Annotated in this window: 15 protein-coding genes; 2 read left to right on the forward strand and 13 right to left on the reverse strand. The window is 33.0% G+C overall.

Features of this window, described 5'->3' with window-relative positions:
- Nucleotides 1-38 precede the first annotated feature (38 nt).
- The 13 genes from ATHE_RS08015 to ATHE_RS08075 all read right to left on the reverse strand — a co-directional run bounded on the left by ATHE_RS08015 (nucleotide 39) and on the right by ATHE_RS08075 (nucleotide 18,708).
- Nucleotides 39-2,933, reverse strand: a complete 2,895-nt coding sequence (locus ATHE_RS08015) for an anti-phage-associated DUF1156 domain-containing protein (protein ID WP_015908038.1) — start codon at nucleotides 2,931-2,933, stop codon at nucleotides 39-41.
- 40 nt (nucleotides 2,934-2,973) lie between these two features.
- On the reverse strand, nucleotides 2,974-3,576 hold the full coding sequence (locus ATHE_RS08020) for a DUF3780 domain-containing protein (RefSeq protein WP_015908039.1): 603 nt from the start codon (nucleotides 3,574-3,576) through the stop codon (nucleotides 2,974-2,976).
- Entirely contained in the window at nucleotides 3,569-6,811 is a 3,243-nt protein-coding gene (locus ATHE_RS08025; RefSeq protein WP_015908040.1) for a DUF499 domain-containing protein, read from the reverse strand. The genes ATHE_RS08020 and ATHE_RS08025 overlap by 8 nt, the downstream gene beginning before the upstream one ends.
- Nucleotides 6,812-7,049: 238 nt before the next feature.
- Nucleotides 7,050-8,975 carry a UvrD-helicase domain-containing protein gene (locus ATHE_RS08030; RefSeq protein ID WP_013403048.1) on the reverse strand — a complete coding sequence of 642 codons (1,926 nt, stop codon included), beginning with the start codon at nucleotides 8,973-8,975 and terminating at the stop codon, nucleotides 7,050-7,052.
- Nucleotides 8,941-10,998: an ATP-dependent nuclease gene (locus ATHE_RS08035; protein ID WP_013403047.1), complete on the reverse strand. Its 2,058-nt coding sequence runs from the start codon at nucleotides 10,996-10,998 to the stop codon at nucleotides 8,941-8,943. Before ATHE_RS08035 ends, ATHE_RS08030 begins: the two co-directional genes overlap by 35 nt.
- A 36-nt stretch (nucleotides 10,999-11,034) precedes the next feature.
- Complete coding sequence (locus tag ATHE_RS08040) at nucleotides 11,035-14,232, reverse strand: NACHT domain-containing protein (RefSeq protein WP_015908041.1); 3,198 nt, start codon at nucleotides 14,230-14,232, stop codon at nucleotides 11,035-11,037.
- Between the two features lie 241 nt (nucleotides 14,233-14,473).
- Nucleotides 14,474-15,229 (reverse strand): hypothetical protein, encoded by a 756-nt coding sequence (locus tag ATHE_RS08045; protein WP_013403045.1) that lies wholly within the window; start codon nucleotides 15,227-15,229, stop codon nucleotides 14,474-14,476.
- Nucleotides 15,230-15,290: 61 nt separating this feature from the next.
- Nucleotides 15,291-15,926 (reverse strand): nuclease-related domain-containing protein, encoded by a 636-nt coding sequence (locus tag ATHE_RS08050; RefSeq protein WP_013403044.1) that lies wholly within the window; start codon nucleotides 15,924-15,926, stop codon nucleotides 15,291-15,293.
- 333 nt (nucleotides 15,927-16,259) lie between these two features.
- Nucleotides 16,260-17,198: a DUF4846 domain-containing protein gene (locus ATHE_RS08055; RefSeq protein WP_015908042.1), complete on the reverse strand. Its 939-nt coding sequence runs from the start codon at nucleotides 17,196-17,198 to the stop codon at nucleotides 16,260-16,262.
- Nucleotides 17,199-17,212: 14 nt separating this feature from the next.
- Complete coding sequence (locus ATHE_RS08060) at nucleotides 17,213-17,416, reverse strand: hypothetical protein (RefSeq protein ID WP_015908043.1); 204 nt, start codon at nucleotides 17,414-17,416, stop codon at nucleotides 17,213-17,215.
- Between the two features lie 83 nt (nucleotides 17,417-17,499).
- The gene (locus ATHE_RS08065; protein ID WP_015908044.1) at nucleotides 17,500-17,994 is read right to left on the reverse strand and encodes a DUF3368 domain-containing protein; all 495 of its coding nucleotides are present in this window, start codon (nucleotides 17,992-17,994) and stop codon (nucleotides 17,500-17,502) included.
- Complete coding sequence (locus tag ATHE_RS08070; RefSeq protein ID WP_015908045.1) at nucleotides 17,978-18,274, reverse strand: UPF0175 family protein; 297 nt, start codon at nucleotides 18,272-18,274, stop codon at nucleotides 17,978-17,980. Before ATHE_RS08070 ends, ATHE_RS08065 begins: the two co-directional genes overlap by 17 nt.
- 230 nt (nucleotides 18,275-18,504) lie before the next feature.
- Entirely contained in the window at nucleotides 18,505-18,708 is a 204-nt protein-coding gene (locus ATHE_RS08075; protein WP_015908046.1) for a hypothetical protein, read from the reverse strand.
- 299 nt (nucleotides 18,709-19,007) lie between these two features.
- On the opposite strand from ATHE_RS08075, the gene ATHE_RS08080 reads away from it, so the two are divergent.
- Both ATHE_RS08080 and ATHE_RS08085 read left to right on the forward strand, forming a co-directional pair.
- Nucleotides 19,008-19,946, forward strand: coding sequence for a KaiC domain-containing protein (locus ATHE_RS08080; RefSeq protein ID WP_015908047.1), 939 nt, complete (start codon nucleotides 19,008-19,010; stop codon nucleotides 19,944-19,946).
- 35 nt (nucleotides 19,947-19,981) lie between these two features.
- Complete coding sequence (locus tag ATHE_RS08085; RefSeq protein WP_013430092.1) at nucleotides 19,982-20,365, forward strand: hypothetical protein; 384 nt, start codon at nucleotides 19,982-19,984, stop codon at nucleotides 20,363-20,365.
- Nucleotides 20,366-20,367: the final 2 nt, after the last annotated feature.

The raw sequence follows: 20,367 nt of genomic DNA on the forward strand, positions 1-20,367 counted from the left end.
ATACTGCCTTTTTTGGCACCTCCTTCTTGCTTTAAATTTTACAGTCTATCGTTTGCCACACGCTCAGCAAGATATGAAGCTATTTTTGAGTCGTTTTGCCAGTGTTCCATGCCATCAATTTTCTCAAGCCTTGCAAGGTATCTGAATATTATCTCTATCTTGGTTTTGTTGTTCCAGTATTTTGTTCCAAGTTTGGTCTTTAACATCTCATGTGAAAGTGCAACCGCCTCGGCAGTGTCATTTATTTCCTGGTCTTTTTTTATTGCGCTATTTATCGCTAAAAGACACAAGCGCAAGATTGTTGTACTAAACGCATGTTTGGTATCAAGAAGTCCCTGCCCAAGCTCGCTTGCTGTCTTCAGTCTTGCCGAATTTGATTTTTTAATTGCAAAAAGTTCATCATAATCAGCAACACCAAGACTCCTTGCAGCATCTTGATATGCACCTATTCTTTTTTCACCCCTTGTTTCAAATTCGATGCCTCTTATATAAAACTTCTCATAGCTTTCCATCTTGCGCCAAATTTCGTAAATGGTATCTTGGTCAAACCCAAGGTATTTCAAACCTTCTGGTACTATGTAGCTGCTTGCATATTCGCGCATGGAATCCAAAAACTCTTTAATCTTCTGGTTTGTTGCTTTAAGATTGCAGGATGTCAAAACACGCAATGCTGCATAGTAGCCTGACAGCTCCAAATCTGTTGGACTAAAATTAGGCTCTGCTTCATCTTTGTCAAGCTCATACATGAGCTTTATCTGTCTTTCTACCTCTTCTTTGCCAAAAGGATATAGCTCTTCAATAAATACAGGCTCAAGTTGAGTTCTATCAATCTTCTTTAAAACAACACACACAGTTGACTGGACAAAATTGCCCTCTGACATATTGTCCTCTGTCTCTGTTGCAATGCTCCATGCATTGACAGACAAAAGCCCTGAGTTAAGCAAAATTTCTGTTAGGTCTGCAAAAACCTGTGAGTCCTGGTGTGTAAACATGAGGACAAAATAGCCATTTTCAGGCATATTAGAAACTATGTTTTTAAGAATCTCCGTAAAAGCAGTTTTAAACAGTTCGCGGTCACCCCGAACTGCCAATGCCCTTTTGCTGTCTGTATACCAATCTGGAAAAACTTCTTTCAAAAACTTCTTATCCCATGCTAAGAAGAACTCAGAGAGCTCATGGTAATTTATTGCATCAGCATAAGGCGGGTCTGTTATCCAAATGTGGCAGGCTTGATTTACATCGCGGGCATCGGTAGGATAAACTATTTTGTGATTATTTGACAACAAATAAGGCTTTAAACTGTCTAAAAACCATGGTAAAACAGTCAATCCTCTTACATTAAAATTGAACAACGTATTCAATGCCTGATTGTAAAATGTGTTCTTCCCATTATCCTCACGCGTATTGTCCCATAGACATAACTTAGAATTCCACGTAACACACCTATTAACCCCCAGTAGCCCCACAATCTTCTCCTCTTTCGTCTTTGCCTTTTTGTCAATCAGTTCCATCAAAAGCCCATGTAAAAGTAACTGTCGTAGATTGAAAAGCTGATGCCAATATGCCCAACCTCTTTCTCTGTACAATCTGCTTGTTTCTTCACCCTCTTCAATCATATCACTTGGAATATATCCTTTTTGCTGCCACTCCTCAAATCTTTCTTTCAAAAGTTCTATAACTTTCTTTTCCCTTTCAAAATCCTCATCATCCGGAGCTTTGTAGTATCTTTGCCCTTTTTCATCCTCATATCTTATGCAATACAATCTTTCTTGAAAAACATCATCTTCTCTTGGCACAAATTCATGTTTTTCCCAGCGTCTTAGCCCCCAAATTGTTTTGCTACTCTCATCAACCTTATCTCCCCTAATTGACGAAATACTTGTTTCCATTTTACAATGTGGACAAATTAAATAACCATCCTTTACAGTTCCGTTTTTAGCTGCTTGTTCGAGCTCTGATTGGCTGACTTTCGTTTTGATTTCTATATCAAACCCTTTTTTAGCTGGGTTTTCGTGCAACACAGCAATAGTTTTAGAATTTTTGCCAATTACCAAAGAAGGTAGTAGAGGAACTTTGAACCCACATTCAGGACAAATTGTCTCAACGCAGTATAAATATGCATTTGCTCTATGCCCTTTTGAGTTGTGCTCAATCTGCCACTGAGTTACAATCTTGTCTGCCTGCTCAAATATTCTTTTTTGAAAATCTTTTAGCTTTTCAATCGCATCTTCGGGCAGGCTCAAAAGATTCAAAGCTGCCCACGTAAGAAGCATTGCAATTGGATTTAGGTCTGACGCAAAAACACCAAACCCAAGCCTTGCTGCTTCAAATGGAATACTCCCTCCACCGCAAAAACAATCTCCAACTGTTGGAAGTTGTCCAAATCTTTTTTTGCCAAGCTCTTCAACAAGGGCTTGATATGAATATGCATTTGTTCCAAGATGCTCATTTATCTCATCCCAAGCGCTCTTAGGCAGATTTTCTATCTCTTCGGGACGCTTGCAATATCTTAGCTTCTGTTCATATGGCATCCTTTTAAATATTCTTTCTTGAAATCCTTCCCTCTCAGCTTTTTTTAAATCTTTTTTGTAGCTTATTTTCCCCTCATCTGCAACATCAAAATATTTTGCCTTTTCTTCTTCTGTTGCAAACTCATAAGCATCCTTTGCTGATATGCTACTTTTTCTTCTCAGCTTCAAGCCCTCTTCATCCATAGTCATAAGCTTAAGAAAAATTTTCATATCTTTTTTGGGGTCATCTGTTGCAGGCAAAAGAACTCCCAAAAGTAGTGCACGCACAAGCACAAGAGGTTTTCTGCCCCACCATTTGCCAAGTCCTGTTAATGTCTGTCCTGCACCTGCTTTTCGCTCTTTAAATGCCTCCTTTGAAAGTTTTGAAACTGGAAATTGAACCTCTATTAAAGATTTCTCCATCTTCTTCCATCTCCTTTTAGGTCAAGAATTTCTGTCAGTATTACTCTTCATATATAACTTTTTGTTCTTTGATGCTTTCAAAGTCAAGCTGTTTAATTTGTTTTTGACTTACTGGATTATCAAGCAAAGCATATTTTAGTGCCATTCTCCAACCTTTTCTGTCATTTACCCTGCCTGTTGCAGCATTTGTAACACCATACAACCACCATCTCTCTTCTGGTCGCAAACCTTGCCAGTTGACAATTGCAACAGGCACCTGCGAATCATCAGTGCAATCTTCCAGTGCCCAGAGCAAAACCACAAGTTCTTTCCCCAAAAGTCTGTGAACGGGATTTTGCCCAACTTTCCACTTAGATTTCTTAAAACCCTCCTTTTCAAGCCGAAAATTGAACTCCTGTGCAATATACGGTGCAACTCTTTGCCACAGCCATTTAGGAACAATTACTTTGAGCTGGTTGTGAAGAGGACTGTTCTCATCAATATCTTGTGCTTCCTTCCCCTCTTGCCATATAAATCTTTCATACACCTTTACTGTCTCGTTCTTCCCTTGAGGAATTACCACCATAAAATGGTGCTGCGTCTCAGATGGTACATATCCAAAGCCAATTGAGGCTGCAGCGTCTTTCTTTTTAGATTTACTCATTCTGTGTTATTGCCTCCTTGAAGTCATGAAGCGTCTTGCCTTTTTGCTTTATCCATTCTTCAAAGTCTTTTGCATCTTCAAATAACAGTTCTGTAATAACAGCTCTCACGTTTTGAATCCCATCATTGTAGAAGTCGGTTTTGACCTTTTCAATATGTGTAAAAATCTCGCTTAGTTCTACCCCTTGTGGCTTTTTACATGTCAGGACAATATAGTTATCATCATCTCTATAAATATCAAGAGAATAGGCAACAAACTTTCCTTTGTAATTTTTCAATAGTTCAATTTCTCTTTGAAGTTCTTCTATACTAAAAATCAGAATTTTCTTGCTACCTGAAAGTTTTAATTTAACCGGTTTTGTATAATCAAGTTCTATTTGCTTAATTACTATGTTTCCTGTAACATCTCTTCTCACAGGAATATTTTTTATCTCTGAAAAAACACCATCTTTTTCTGCAACCACATTAATTACCCTTGTATTATCTGGAATTGTAATATCACCATTTTCGGCAACTTTGCCATTATAGCGCGGGTTTGAACCATCTGTTGTATACTTTACAGTTGCCTGCGGAGCTGTTCTTATTTTTATGTGAGCTCTGCCTTCTTGGTCGCAAAATCTTATATTGTCATCAAGTAAAATTTCACATTCATATTTTACAACATCACCTTTTGGATGATACCCTGTTGAATCAATGCAAAGGAAACTGAGCTTTACTGCTTTTGTCCTGAACTCATTAATATTTGGCACAACCGGTGAGTTCTCTGATACCTCCTTATCACCCTCTTCATAATGTACAACATCACCAAACATTGGTATGAGCTTTAAAACTACCTCGCCTGTGTCAAAGTCAGGGGATACAAACTGAACTTTTACTGTTGTTTTGTCCTTTGCTGCCTCACCTCTTAAAACAATCCCTCCACTTTCTTTCCACAAACCTTTTGAAAGCATCTCGCGCTTTAAATTCTCCAGGGCCTCTGGTGGATGCCAAAACCACCTTGCATCTCGCGCTGCTCTTTCAACAATCTCGGACCAAGACATTGACTCTCTTGTGAAGAGCAAATTCTCTACCTTTTCGCGAAATTCATCAATGTCATTTACTTCTATATACTTTTTGTTAAGCAACACTTTTTGAATGACAATCTCTCCATCTCGGTTGTTGCCAAGAAGAGCTCTAACTCTGTCTATCCCTTTTGAACCTTGAGAATCACTATTTTCACTCGCTGGCAGATATTTTAAATCTTCAGAAATAAGTTCAGCGTTCTGTTTAGTATATGGCCTCTGTGGATAGTAAATCTTGTTAAAAGTCTCTCTCAAGACTTCTAAAACTGCAGTTTTCATCTTGCTCTGTTCATTTTCTGCTCGTTGATATTCTGTGTCAGTCTCTGGAACACCCTCTTTTCTGAGCTCATTTAGCACGTTTTCCCAACACATATACTCTCTTATTTTCTCTAAAAGCGTATTATACATGGTAGTAGAACCTGTTAAAAAGAGAAGTCTATTTTTGTAAGTTTGATTTTGCCAAAAACCAATCAGTGCTGGGTTAAGAGACCCTTTTGAGTCATAAGGCTTTGAAATAATTAGCGTTACATTGTTCATATCCACATTGATTTTTGATATGTCATTTGGCAAAGCGACAATCTTTTGGTACACCTTCTGATAGCAGTTTAGATTCCTTGGTGAAAAATATTCATAAAGAAGCCTCTCTAACACTGCCTCCGCTTCATCTAATGTATACATACTTTTGAATTTTCTCATGCGCGCAACTACATTTTCCATTGGTGTAATATATATTCTGTCATTTGCATCAATTCTTGTATGTAATGAATTTTGCTTAAATTCTTCAATTATGTTCGCAAGACTGCTTAAATCTTTGTTTGGAGAGCTCATATATGCAAAAAGCTCACTTGTTGTAAGACCTAATGGAGATTTTGTAATTTCAGACAGCGAAGACAGCAAAATCAATTTTGCAACTTCACTTGCTAAGTTAGTATTGTACTTTTGGTCAATAGCCTTTGCAGTTGTAATATGAGCTGTTGAATAAACATCGTGCATAATGGCATTTTCTAAACTCTGCTTTATATTTATAATCTCTTCGCGCGTGTTGTAATCGCTCAGGTCAAAGTCGTATGGTTCAATTAAATACTTCTGCTTTGCAAGTTTCCCTTCTTCACTGTAAAGATATCTTATGTAGTGCCTCATAAGACGAATAAGTCCTCGTGTTTGCTGGAAATTGACATTTTCCCTGAATCTGCTAACAAGCTCCATTATTGCAGGATGAAACGGATATGTTCTCTTAATCTCAGTGTAAATTCGCTCTGGCTCAACTGTAGTCTGTCCTTTTCTATTACCTTCTTCAATAACCTCTTTGTAGGCTTTTGCAATCTCTTCTACATCTGGGTCATTTTCAGGGTTTTGAGGATACTCTTTGAAAAATCTTTTTCTCAAAATACAGTATACATCATTTGTGACCATATCAACCGGCTGGATAGAAGAGGCAACACGGGTTGCTTCTTTGTCAAGCTCTGTTGCTAAAGCACTTTGTAAAAGTTTCCCTCCTTGCTCATACGCTGCTTGAAGGTCTGCCACAACCACCATTACGTTTGAAAGCTCTTTTTTCTGGATTGCATTGAAAAGATTCGAAAGCCCAATTGAAACAACCTTTCCAAAGTTACTCTCACCAACTGGAATACTCTGGACATACTCAAGATATAGCGGAAGCTCATCAAGCAGTATCAAAAGCGGGTCCCCTGCTAATAGCTCTGTCCACTCTCTATCGCCAGGTGCAAACATATGATTTTGAAGGGACTTGTTCAAAACCTCTTGCTTGCCAAGCTGGTTCGCTATTTCTACCCATGGGATTGAATTTGTCCATCTTCCAGTAAATACTGCAAGTCTTATTCTACCTGTGTACATATATGGATAATCATCACCTAAAATCTTTTTTCTGATTTCCGGATACTTTGCCAAAAGCCCCAAAGCAATCATGTTATGGGTCTTGCCACCACCCATTGCCTGTCGCAGAACAATTACACCTTGTTCATCATCAATTCCACTAAATCTTTTGAATGCAACATCAAATAATCTTCTCATACCGTTTGTTATGTATGTTTGTTCAAAAAACTTTTCCGGCTTGATTTTGTCAGAAAGAAGGTCTGAGATTTCCTGAACATCTTCTGAGCTTCTTGTTGTGAACACATCATCCCTGGGTTTACAAAGCTCGAAAAGAGTTTTCATGAGTGTTTACCTCCAGTGAATTTTATTTTTTTCAATGAGAATACGAATCATCCTTACGATACCTAAATTAGCCAATTAATTATTTTTTTATTTATAGACATTTAGTTGATGCACTAAACAAAATCTTTCTACTTTCTCACTCATGTATAATACAGGTTAAGTTTCGTATATTGCTATTGATTTTATTATACCAATTCTCCATCGAAGATTAAACCAACAATCACATTCAAGTATTCTCTTACATAAAATCTCTATATTCTACAATACCCGATTTGGCAAGTAATTCATAAAATTTTTTAACATTTTCTGCAGTTTGGCAAGGATTTGCTCCGACATCTCTATATTTACTAAAAGTTATTATTACACGTCTTTTCGCTCTCGATAAAGCTACAAAAAAGGCGCAAGTATCTTGTTCAGGTTGATTTTTAATACTCCAAAATGCTGAATCTTCTAAACCAATGAATACAACAGTATCATATTCGAGCCCTTTACTTTTATGAATAGTCATAATAGGAATACTGTTTATTCCTATAAAGTTAGTTATTGCTTTTGACCAATTATTTGTTATTTCAAATTCATTCCACAATAATTTAATAGACTTATTCATTAAATCATTAAACCATGCTGTATTTCTATACTGCGGAAAATAGGATATTAATCTATCCATTTTTAAATATCTAATTATAATTTTATATAATTCTACAATTTGTTTCTGATTATCAATCTTAAGTAGTTTTTCGTTTGCAAACCTCAATAACTCTGTTATTTCAGATTCAAGTTTAATTAAAAACCTCTCTGGAGTGTCATCATCATATCCATTTAATATTTTTATAAAATCGTATACAAATGTGTATGAATTATTTCCATTAATATTTAATGCTAATGAAAATAAATTAATTATAAACTGAATTATTTCCTCATTTAATAAATCTGAAACTTCGCCTTCATCTCTTGCATTCATGCTATTTTCAGCTAATGTTTTAATCAGCATATTTGTGTATTTAGAAGGACGTTGTTTTACCAAAACACAAATATCTCTATGACTTAAATCTTCTGAATTTAGCCACTTCTTTATGTTTTCAGATAAAATTTGAGCTTCTTTAATATAATCATTAAAAATCCAAACTTCACATATTCCATCATCTTTACTCCATTTTTTGCTATTCTCTATTTTTAAATCGGACAAATCTATTTTTTCACCAAATGCTTCTTTTATAAAAACTTTTTGCAATTCAACTAAACGCGGCGCAGACCTATGATTCATCAGTAAATTTATTCTTTGGGCATTGAAATCTTTTTCAAACAATTCAAATGAATTTCTTAGTGCTCCTGCCCATTCCATAATTCGCTGTTTATTATCTCCTACTGCAGTTATTACGGCATTAGACCCGAGAAAACAAGTTTTCAATAAATCATATTGTACTCCTGTTATATCCTGAAATTCATCTAAAAATACATGTGAATATGTCGCTCGCAATGCTTTAAGAACAAAAGGATTTTCCCTCAAGATATATTCAGCAAGTCTTGAAATCATTGGAAAAGTCAGAGCAGGTTTAAAATCTTTATCTCCTTTCAAAAATAATTTCCATAATTCGTTAATCATCCATTCTTCTAAATTGTTAGGTTCATTATTAAAGGGAAGCTTTTTATCTGTCATTTTTTTATTAATAATATTTTCTATTGAAAGACTATGAATTCCATCAACATAATCACCTGTAAGTAAATGTTTCGGTTCTTTTCCCTCAAATCTTAACAAAATGCTTCGCTTCCCCTCTCTTAATACAGAAGGATTAATATCATAATTAACATCAGGTCTGTATACTTCAGGAAGTCCATACAGAAATCTATCCAAAAGGCTCTTAGCAAAAGCATCAAAAGTTAGTGATACAAATCTATTCGCCAATTTCTGACCACATCTTTTTTGAACCCTTTCTGCTAAATTTTTGGCAGCTTCTTTTTTATAGCTGATTGCAAGTATCCTTTTTGGTGAATAGCAAATACCCGTTTGAAGTAAAAAACAAGCCCTTTGAGCAAGCAACTCTGTTTTACCTGAGCCAGGTCCAGCTATTACTAAATAGTTGCAATTACTTTTAACTACTATCTCTGCATTTTTTTCAAGTTCAATTCCATCAGCAGGTTTCCATTGTTCCTTTGGTATCAGCATATTTTTCATCTCCTAAATTAGATATATCAGAGTAGGGGTCATTTTCTAATAATTCTTTAGCCCTGTTTATAAGGTTTTTAAAAACATCTGGCATGTTTGATTTTATACTATCCCCAAGTTCTATCAAAGCTTGAAAATGAGTATTTGGCTTACCTCTACCCAAAAATAAATATTTATACCAGACCATCAACTCCTTTTCATTATCTGAATAAGTTATACCAGTAGCATTATCTGATTTCAAAACACTTTTTACAACATTGTCAATATAACGTGCATAGTCTTCTTTTTTTGTAATTTTATCAGGAATTCTTGGACCACCTTTTTTAGGTATAAGTTTTTTATATGCTTCCTCATAAGTACTTAACATTGAAAAATCTATATCAAGTGGAAATGAAAAAAATATATCAAATTGTTGAAGATGTTTTGCAAACTTTTCTATTTTCTCTCTGCTATATTCGTCATATGACCAATTTGGCATATTGTCAAATTCTTCTTTAGATAAATCTGCTAAAACACTTTTTTCATCATAGCCACTTTGTATAAGCTGATTCATTATATAATGCAACTTTTCCCATCCCCCTGTATTTCTTTCGATATCCATATCAAGCAATGTTATATAATTAATACCAATATCTTGCAGAAGTCTCCAAAAATGATTTACAAATCTTCCTCCAAGTGGCACAATACTTATTGCACAGCTATCAGCTGACAAACCGCTCTTTTCAATCATTTTCTTGATTATTAGTTCTTCACTATCACCTTCACCTAATATTACCAACCTGGAAAAGTATATCTCAGGATAAGCTTTTACAGCCTCCTTTACATATTTAAATGCTTCATCAATTTGTTCTGGTAAAATAATCCTTGAAACTTTAGTACATAAATCCTCATTTTTTATTCTTAGGTGACGTATTTCTGTAGGCTCAATTCTACTTATAATACTTGCCGAATGTGAAGTAAGTATAACCTGTGCATTTTGCTTTGAGGAAATATCTTTTAGGTTATCCATAATACGTCCTAATAAATGAGGACAAACATGATTTTCTGGCTCTTCTATTGCAAGCAAAACAAGTGTCGAAGGTTCTTTGTTAAAAGGACTTTTAGAAGAATGTTTTGACTGTAGGATTCTATTCTCAAATTCAAGAAGGGAATTTACCAATGTTAAATAAAATAGCGAGCGCAATCCATCGCCCAATTCATTTACTGTATAAGACTTAGGTTCAGAAGTTGGATAAAATTCTATTTCAACTTTCTTTAAAACAGTATCCAAGTCTCCCCTACTAAAACGCATGTGTGCCTCTTTATACCTATAATCCCTATGATATTTCTTCCACGTATTACTAATAATTTCTTTTACTAAAGATACTCCTGGATTTTTTGCAAAAAGTTTGTCAATCTCTTCCGTCTTCTCCCTTATCTTACTTTTGAAATCTTCCTCCCATTCTATGCTATTGAGTATTTTCCAGAGTATAGAGTTCGAAACATTTCTTAATTGAGGAGAGACATCTCTTATAGCCGGAACATATACAAATAGAATTCTTGATAAATGCTCTCGTTTTGCTTTTTCGTAATCGCTGTCTTTTTCTCTACCTTCCGGGGCTTTAATAAATAATATTTCTGTTTCAATATCTCCATCAGGAGTATTACTTTTTTGCCATGAAGATTTCAAACATATCCTTACATATGGTAAAACGCCAGGTTCTCTAATAACCATATAATTCCAAAAAGATGGTATACTATTGAGTTCAGTATTCTCTTGCCGCAATTCTGGAAAACTTAATTTTACCTCTATGTATAAGTCGTTATTTTCAATTTCTTGCGGATCCATGCTTTTAGGTACATGGAAATCAGAACGTTTAATCTCTTTATTGTCACTCCCAAATATTTTCATTAATGCATGTAAAACTGCTGTTTTTCCACAGCTATTTGCACCTATTAAAGCAGTTAGCTTATCAAATTCAATTACTGTTTCCTCAGGACCAAAGCATCTAAAATTTCTGATTTTTATTTTATCAATATACACTTTATTTCACTCCTGTGTAATTACTTATATCTTCTTTTATTTGCAACTGTTTTTTGTCCGCCATTGTCTTATAATATTAGCAACTTTATCTGCGTAATCAGGATTTTTTAAACCGAAGCAATTTAAATTTTTCAACCAATCTTCATTTCCAACATAGTCTATGATCGTTAAAACATAGTCCCAAAAGTCTTTTTTATTCTCTGAATTCAAAATCTCAAAGCATATTTCAAAAACATATTCTTGGAAAAGTGAAGATAATATTTCTTGAATAAAGTAAGTTAAATAATAGCTGCTACGAAATGGTACATAAAAATCAGATACTTGAATTATTGCCTCTCTTAGATTATTAGGATTTTCCAATTCATCCAATAAGCATTCTTTTGCCTTTTTATACTCAGCAGCTATCATAGGTAGCTTTTCGGATTCGTTAGATATAAACATCTTATAAATACCATACAAGAAAAATATCTTATAGGTATATTCCTTGCTGTTCTTAAATTCAGAAAGCAAAATATTTAATTTTTGGGCATTAGGTTTCCTATATAGTCCTTCAAGCGCATATGTTCTAACCCCATCCCATTTCCCATTATAAAAATAGTGTTCAGATGTATAATAACAGTATCTCCTCAATATTTTAAGGGTATTATCATCGTTAAATTCAGATATATAAAATAACATATCAGATAAAATTATTTCATTTTCATTCAATTTCGGATCGTTAAATGCGAATTGTAAAGCTTTCTTATATGCTTCATCCCCAATGATTTTTCGTACCTTGGCAGGAGCACTCCATAAATACTCAATTTCTTCAAAGTTTAATGTTGCCAATTGCTGACCAATGTAATAATCATTATTTTTTTCACAGTTTAAAGCTCTTTCAACAAGTTCTCTTATAAATTCATCATTATCACACGGCTTAAGTTCTCCCATTAACTCCATTACCTCTATAATAAGATTGTTTGCAAGACCCCAAAAATGTCCTTTATATGTTTTTTTAAACATCTCATAAACCTCTTCTACACCTTTAGGTTTGATTCTAAAATATGAATCTAGCTCTAAAAGTATATAATATAAAAAATCCTTATCCTTATACTTAAAGCACTTCAAATAAAAATCCTTAACCTTATCCCATTGTTCATCACTTGCTTTATCAAGATGTTTAATAAATCTTGCGGCGAGTATTGTAGCGGCTTTACCATATTTAAAAGGATTGGTTAATAAGTCCAGGACTTCAGCAAGACGCATTCTTCTAAAAACCTCTATTCCAGGCATGCTGTTGAAAATGGCATTAATATCACTATTTTTAAACCTGAAACTACTAAAATCTTTATAACCCTTCTCCTCTTTACTTTTCAAATATTCAAACACAGCCATTAATAACCTTTTATCATAATAAAAACGGCTGCAAATACATAATGCCTTGTCAAAGTTTTCATTATTTTCTTCATCATTTGAAAATACTTTTCTAACGAAATCTACTACTCTCTCACTTACAAAATCATCAATTCTTTCGACTGCTTTTTGAAAAAGGCTGGATGGTATATTTTCAATATTTTTTTCAAAAAATGAATTTTCATTTTCAAATGCTATCAATAGAGGCTCCATTAATACTGGATTTTTGAAAACATCAGCAAGAAAATCAGAATCATCTTTTTTTTCTAAGATATACACACTAGCAAAAAAATCTACAAGATTATTATGTTCAAACTGATAATAATCGTTTAATTCTTGTATAAATTTGCAACTAACCAAACAATCTCTTACATCATCTATGTTAATTTGGCCAAAAAGGGAAAATTCATTTAAAGCATCTGCAATGAGCCTGTTAATATAGCATAAATTTAAACGCACTTCCATATCATTTAATGTTTTGAAAGCAATATATGAAACAAGATAAGCTAAAAACTTTTCCTTTAATTTAAACTTATTTATTATGTCACGATTCCATTTAAGCATTTGATTAAATAATTCTTTATAAAAATAATGTGGTTTGCTACTAATTTCTTCTAAGAAAACAATAATACTTTTTTCTTGTTTTAATGTCTTAATTATAGACACAACTATAGTCAGATTAAATGGATTTGATAATAATTTTAAGATGTTTGTATTATTATTACAAAAATCTTTAATAATATTTAACTTTTCTGGCACAACTCTTGAAACAAAATTCAATATAGCATTATATTCTAATGGTTTCATTATATACTTTTCAAAATTTACGTTTTCAATTTTACTAACTTGATTATTTCTACAAGTAATAACAAATGTGTTTTTATTATACTTTAGGTTTTGAAGACATTTTATCTTAAATTCCTCAAAATATTTTTCAGATAATTCATCAAAACCATCAAGAAATATTTGAAAACGACCTTCTAATAAGAGCCTATTTATAAGCTCTATGTTAATCTGATTAAAACCCTTTTCGATATTAATTTTTATATATTCAGGCAAAGCTTCGCCACAATAACTCCTAAGTTCACAAAATACTGGTATAGATTTTAAATTCTTTTCTTTTAAACATTCTAAAAACCATCTCTTAACGAACGTACTTTTGCCTGCTCCAGCTTCCCCTGTCAATATAATGTTCTGTTTTGTTTTAAAGTCAATCTCCGTCCCATTTGAAACAGAGACAGCCTTTAATTCAAGTGCATAAATATCAAATTCCAGAAGCTTTCGATGATAGTTTTCCCTTATTTCCCTCGAAGCAAGCAGAGGATACTTATTTTCGATATAATATTTTAGTTCGCTTTCCAAGTTAATTGAGAAAACATCGACCTCAAAATATTTACTAGCTTTGACTCTTACATCATAATTGTTAAGAATAAGAGAAATTATTAAATCAATATCTACTATGTCTAAATCCCAACCATACTTTGAGCATTCTGCCCTACATTCTCTTCTAATATCATCTTTGACCTTTGAATTGCAGCATAAAACAACTCTTCGCACATCTTTAGCATATTCCCAATAACCCACTTCTTTTATATCTCTAAGAAGTTTATTTTTTAAACTTTTCTCATCAGAAGTTGTATATTGAAAAGCATATATGCTTCCGTCAGGAAAAAATTTTATTGAATCCGGAGTACCTGGCACGGGCTTATCTTTATATAAATGCATACCATGTGAGTCAAGGTTAGAATATTCAGGATTGTAATGTTCCAAAATTTCATCACATAACCTATGAAACTTATCATCAGATATACTTACTAATCCATCATATAGTTGTTTTCTCATAAAAATTTCACCCCTCATTATTGATACCTTGTAAAATTTCCTAAAAACTTCATTAAAAAATATTTCAATTATTTGGAACTTGAGCACGGTCTAAAACATTTGTCGGGTTGATCTCATCAGAAAGTAAATTGGAAATTGCTTGGACATCTTCTAAGCTACATGTTATAAAAAATTTTCATTGGAGTGCACATTTCTCCAAGAGTTTTCGCAGTACCTTCTTCTTCTGTACATTGTTTGATTTTTATACACAGTACTTATTGATGAGTTTTATACAACATTTAATAACAAAAATAACTTTTCCTTTGTTTGCAGAACCACCTCTATGCTGAACTCTATTTCTAATAGTATGTAAATATTCCAATTCTAATTTTTCATTGTTTGAAATTAAACCTTTTTCAAATGCTTCCTTTACTACTTTCTTAAAACCATATGAAGCATTCTTATGTAAACCCAATCTGTATTTTAACCACGTTTCAATACATTGATCAAGCAAAATTATTATCTCACTATTACTACTCTCACCTGAAAACCACTTACTAATTAAAAATAGAATTTTCTTTACTATTCTAACTTCTTTTGAAGCCTTTTTGTTTGATTCCATATTCGTCAATAAAGAAGGTTGCAGAGCTAATGGATGAGGTTGTGCATTCAAACTTGTCGCAATTTCAAATATTCCTTCTGTGATTTTCTTTACTCCTTCGTAGTTCGATTTGTAGAAAAGAGCAGTTAGATTTACTGCTACACTTTTTAGCTTCTTCTTTTTCTCGTATCTTAATAGATAGAATTTTATAGCATTTTTTATACTCATGTTCATCAATTGCATAACTGCTAAATCTCCATCAACAGTCACATAAATAACTAACCTTCTTTTTCGAGTTAAAATAAATTGTAACTCTAAGCCATATAATTCATAAAAAGCTTTCATATATCTGAGAAAATCAAAAGCTAAAGAAAAATGTCTATTGTTAATCTTAAACTCAAAATCGTATCCAGCCATATAAGACACCACTCCTGAAAATTATGGTATTTTTTCTGAAGTAATTTTTATTAATTGTACTCTATCTTACTTTATTTCTATTAACACTTCTCACATGCTCTCTCATATTTTTGTAACTATTAACATTCATTGAACAAAGCCTCTGAAAAATTCTCTCTTTTTGTTCATCAGTCAAACATTCTTGATTATACTTCTTTATCGTTTTTATAAGTTTAGTTGTCCAAACAACATCTGTTTTTGTCTCAACTTTCAAATCAGCCTTTGTGGTAAAAACTATCACTGAGATAAATTTTATATCACCTAAATATGATAATATTTCTTTAAGCGCTTGGATGTGACCATAATTTTGCCTAATCGGATTGTAAAATTTTTCTTTTCTTTTGTATATAACTTGCGTCCAGTATTCATCATATTCTTTACCATAAATCCAACCCTGATAATTCTTTGTCTCAATAACAAATATTCCATAATTTGAAACAACAACATGATCTATTTGAACTGTTTTAGAACCAACTTTAATCAAAAGGTTATTCAAAACTTTATACTTTTTAGGGTCTAATCGAGCCAGAAAAAACGAAACTGATTTTTCACCTATTGCTCCTTTTATCTTCGGTCTCAACAATGATAATATTGCGCTTATAATTAGCAAAACCCATATGTACCATAAATCTAAAAGCAGATCAAAAGCTAACTTCAATCTCTTACCTCCTTCGACAAACAAAATTCGGCTTTATTAGACAGTATACATTATTTTCTCTAACAAACTAATATAAAAAGCATAAAATTACTATCTTATTTACATTATACCATAACTTAGTAAAATAGATATATTAAAATTAACTGTATCGATGAGCTTGAAATATTTGTGTTTATATCTCAATGAAGAAAGAATTATTATAATCTTTTAAACTAAATTTTTTTAAATTACTCAGAAAAACTTTGGTCTTTCTATCATTCAAATTTTAAACGTGTCGCATGGAAACAAAATGGGTACAAAAGCTAAATGTTCTTGGATATTCAGCTCATCTCTCTACTCCCCAAATCTATATACCTGATCTTTTGTAAACTGCCACTCTGGTGTTATTAAGACATCACCAAAGTTTATTGAATACCATGGATTGTCATCATCATTTGCTGGGTTTTTTAAGATGTGGATGTCTTGGGCTGGCATATAGCTTTGTGCAAGCAAGAATATCTTCTCACCTGTCTTCGGATTCTGGGCCACATCAACCACAATAGCGCAATGACCAGGGTCGCTACCTTTTAAAAATACATCTCCAATTTGCAAATCACTCAGAGGTATTTTTTGCATTTCCCGAGAAAGTGACAGTGTTCCAGCATATGCAAATACCATGTCAAGATACTTTCTAAAACATTCATAACTATCATCATATCCAGTAGCTTTTATCCAATAAGCTCTATTACCTTCAACTTTTATTCTATACCCCTGCATCCACTTTTTAAAATCAGCTCTAAAACCATTTGTGAAGTTAAAGTGAATTCTATCATACTGCTTATTTTTATAAAGATACTCTGAATAGAGCCTTATGACAGCATCAGCACACTGTTGCAAATCTCTTGGACCAACATCCATGTCAATTACTGCAGCATATACGTCGTTTGGTTTTTCTTCACCATTGTAGTACTTTACCTTTGCGCCATGGGGCTTGAGTGGTAGATTCCTCAAAAATTCAGCAAAAGAACCTCTCTGAACTTTAACTCTTTCATATCCTTCTGGTACTTTTATTCTTTCACTTATTGTTTTACCATGGCTATTTATCAGACTTTCTTTGTAACTTTGCTCCGATTTATTGGTTGTAAAAGTAATATTTTCATTTTCTTCTAAGCTTGGCTTTTTTGCAATTTCAGTTTTTTTCAAGTGAGATCGTTCAGTTGTACAACCAACCATTAAAGAAAAAATAAAAACAGCTGCTGTTGAAAAATATATCAGCCTTCTCAACATCGACATTTTACTTAAGCTCCTTACTTAAACAACTTTTTCAAAAGTGAGAATATGCTAAAAGTTGTTCTGTTATAGATTTTGTTGTACATGTATTTTTTAGGATTTGTTATCCATCCATATCCTCTTGGTGCTTTCAAGCCCAAATTATGTCTTACAAACCTTTTGACGCTTGTCCTTGCAGCTATGCTCTTTCTTATGCTTGGTTTTCTCATACCAAATTTCATTTTATTGACCACCTTTCTAATTATTTTTCTACCATTTTCTTAATCATATCATTTGATTTAAAAAGTTTCTTGAAATATTTAAATTAGAACATTTCGTTAGCACTTTTCAAAATTTCCTTATATAGCTCATGGCTTATCCTAATATTTGATTCAATTAACTTTTCTAATATGGGTTTTAACTCAATGATTATGCCTTCCTGTTTTGCCTTCAATAAAATACCTAATGTTCCTGTAAGTTCTATATCCAAAGAAGATGCTACTTTCCTGCCTTTCTTTTCATCCATGATTAAAAGGTCTCCACCTAATTCCTTAAATAGTATTATTGATTCGCTTTCACCCATGTTTAAACCATGCATTTTTTGAATTAATTCCACTGCTAACCGATTTTTGGCTTCTTTTACAATTATAAAACTACTCTTGGTTATCTGTTCAATCTCGAAGATGAACTTTTTATTAGATATAAGTTCTTTGTAGACTCCTTCTGAAATATAAATTCTTCCAAATAAATACTCTAAAATTTCCAATCTGTTTATTTTTGCAAAGGCAATAATTGGAGTTGTGTTAGAAACTACTATCACTTTTGTAATCCTCCAACAACTTGTCTAAATTCTCTTTATCTTTAATTACTTCTTCAATGGTTTGGTCAAAATAGTTTATGCCCAAGGCACCTAAATCAGCCAAATAATCTATTTTATTCATCCCAAGTATTTCAGCTGCCTTACCAAATGAAATCCTTTCTTCCTTTACTAATGTGTAAACTATAAGTTCCTTAATTTTCTTTAAAAACTCTTCATCATTACTTGGCAAATAATTAATAATTTCCTTAGGAAGTTCAAACTCAAATTTGCTTGTTTCCATCTAAAATCATCTCCTTTATAATCTTAATTAAATCATATTTTTCACTCAGAAACATCTTTTTCATCCAGCATCTTTATTTTACCAAAAAAGACTCTCTACTAAAAATGTTTTTCCTGCTCCCCAAACCCATACACCTTAACTTTTATAAACTGCCACTTAAGGTGCTATTAAAAAGTTTATTGAATACTAAATATTGCTATTCTCAATCGTGTATGCATTGTATTGGAACTTCATTTAAACAACTTTTTCAAAAGTGGAAATATGTTAAAAGTTGTTCTGTTATAGATTTTGTTGTACATGTATTTTTTAGGATTTGTTATCCATCCATATCCTCTTGGTGCTTTCAATCCCAAATTATGCCTGACAAACCTTTTGACGCTTGTCCTTGCAGCTATGCTCTTTCTTATGCTTGGTTTTCTCATACCAAATTTTATTTTATCTCTCCCTAATTGGAAATATAAAAACCAACCTCGAATATTTATAGTAATAACATTTTATAACAAAAAATCCTTCGAATCAACATCAATAGTTTTGCATTTCAGAAATTAAGAAAAAGAGCAAATAATAATTTTCAGAAGAAAAAACCCCAATAAAGAGCAAATGTCCGAAAAAATCAAAAAAATTTTAAGAAATTTGACTTTTTCTGACCTTGACAAAGTATTAATTTGTAATAATATTTAATATTGGAAGGTTGTATAATCCTCCTTTAAAGAAAGAAAGGAGGTGGCATCAAATGGCAGCAAAGGAGACCACAGCTCAGAAAACTCATGAGTCAGCAACTCCAAAAACCCAAGAGATGGATCACATACAAGATGCTGTGAAGCTCAAAGACCTATCTAAAGCTGCACCTGAACTTTTTGGCGTAAAGACAGGAGTTGAAGGGATAGACAAACTATTTTACAAGCTTGAGTTTTCGAAAGACCAGGGAAAACCTGTAATAAAACCACTTGGCGGAATTCCTGCGTACTCGGTGATAAACGTAAGTGGTGTTGCAGATACAGGTAAAAGCCTTTTTGCTGAACAGTTTGCTGTAGTGCAGGCAAATGAGGGAAATAGTGTTCTGTATGTTACTGTTGAGACACCTGCTGAGTTTTTGTACTCATCATTGTTATTTCGCGCAAATGCAATGAACATTGACAAATCTAAAGTGGAAGAAAATATCTATATACTTGACGTGACAAGAGATTTTAACATCCGCGGAAATATAAATAACTTTATAAAGACTATTGATAATGCCGCATCAAAGTTTAATGTAAAAAATGTTGTTATTGACTCTATTACTGGATTTTTTGAATCAAAGGAAATTTACGCCCGTGAGATTGTGAGGACAATTTATAATTTCTTAAAGTCTAAAAAACTCACCACTCTTATGATTTCACAAAAGAGAAGTGGACAAGAACACCTATCAGCTGAAGCTGCAGGTGGATATGCTGTGAGCCACATTGTAGATGGTACAATTGTATTTTCAAAACAGATTATCATGAACAAGTTTGACAGTTCTACTTTCAAAAAACCAATTGGTGAGGTTATACGTCTTTTGAGGGTTGATGGCTGCAGAATGTGCGGTCATGACTCAAAGACATATGTGTTTGAAATAGACCAAACTGGGCTTATCAAAGTGCTGTATCCTCTTTCTACTCTCACCAACCAAAACTCTGGTGAAAAGGAATGAGATAAAAAACTGGTAAAACAAAGGAGGTGCAAGCCATGAAAAGGATTGAGCTTTTAAAACAAGACATGGACAAGGTGATAAAAGAAATATTTATGATTGCTATAGACATCTTAGGTGGTCCTAAAAAACTTGTTGAGTATAAAAGACTTACATGGCTTGCATCGTTGATGGAAGCAATATTTGTGATTTATCTTCATAACGAAGAGAATAAATCAGCAGATGAAATTGCTGAGTTTTTAGGAATCAGCAGTCAAACAGCAAAGGCAATTTTGCAAAGCAAACCTGAATATGCAAAAATCAAGTTAGAAAGTGGTGAAAGTAGCGAAAAGACACATATTGCAGGCGGTATAGCAAAGATTGCATATAAAAAATGGAAAGAAGAAAATGAAAAAGGCTCTATGTCGCATCAAGAGGCATAGAG

Origin of the sequence: Caldicellulosiruptor bescii DSM 6725, assembly GCF_000022325.1 — a bacterium.
Classification (GTDB): domain Bacteria; phylum Bacillota; class Thermoanaerobacteria; order Caldicellulosiruptorales; family Caldicellulosiruptoraceae; genus Caldicellulosiruptor; species Caldicellulosiruptor bescii.

Coding starts and splice junctions, on each gene's coding strand:
- ATHE_RS08070 (WP_015908045.1), bottom strand. CDS start 18,274: ATGGAAACAAGCAAATTTGAGTTTGAACTTCCTAAGGAAATTATTAAT.
- ATHE_RS08085 (WP_013430092.1), top strand. CDS start 19,982: ATGAAAAGGATTGAGCTTTTAAAACAAGACATGGACAAGGTGATAAAA.
- ATHE_RS08015 (WP_015908038.1), bottom strand. CDS start 2,933: ATGGAGAAATCTTTAATAGAGGTTCAATTTCCAGTTTCAAAACTTTCA.
- ATHE_RS08060 (WP_015908043.1), bottom strand. CDS start 17,416: ATGAAATTTGGTATGAGAAAACCAAGCATAAGAAAGAGCATAGCTGCA.
- ATHE_RS08055 (WP_015908042.1), bottom strand. CDS start 17,198: ATGTCGATGTTGAGAAGGCTGATATATTTTTCAACAGCAGCTGTTTTT.
- ATHE_RS08045 (WP_013403045.1), bottom strand. CDS start 15,229: ATGGCTGGATACGATTTTGAGTTTAAGATTAACAATAGACATTTTTCT.
- ATHE_RS08040 (WP_015908041.1), bottom strand. CDS start 14,232: ATGAGAAAACAACTATATGATGGATTAGTAAGTATATCTGATGATAAG.
- ATHE_RS08020 (WP_015908039.1), bottom strand. CDS start 3,576: ATGAGTAAATCTAAAAAGAAAGACGCTGCAGCCTCAATTGGCTTTGGA.
- ATHE_RS08030 (WP_013403048.1), bottom strand. CDS start 8,975: ATGCTGATACCAAAGGAACAATGGAAACCTGCTGATGGAATTGAACTT.
- ATHE_RS08080 (WP_015908047.1), top strand. CDS start 19,008: ATGGCAGCAAAGGAGACCACAGCTCAGAAAACTCATGAGTCAGCAACT.
- ATHE_RS08025 (WP_015908040.1), bottom strand. CDS start 6,811: ATGAAAACTCTTTTCGAGCTTTGTAAACCCAGGGATGATGTGTTCACA.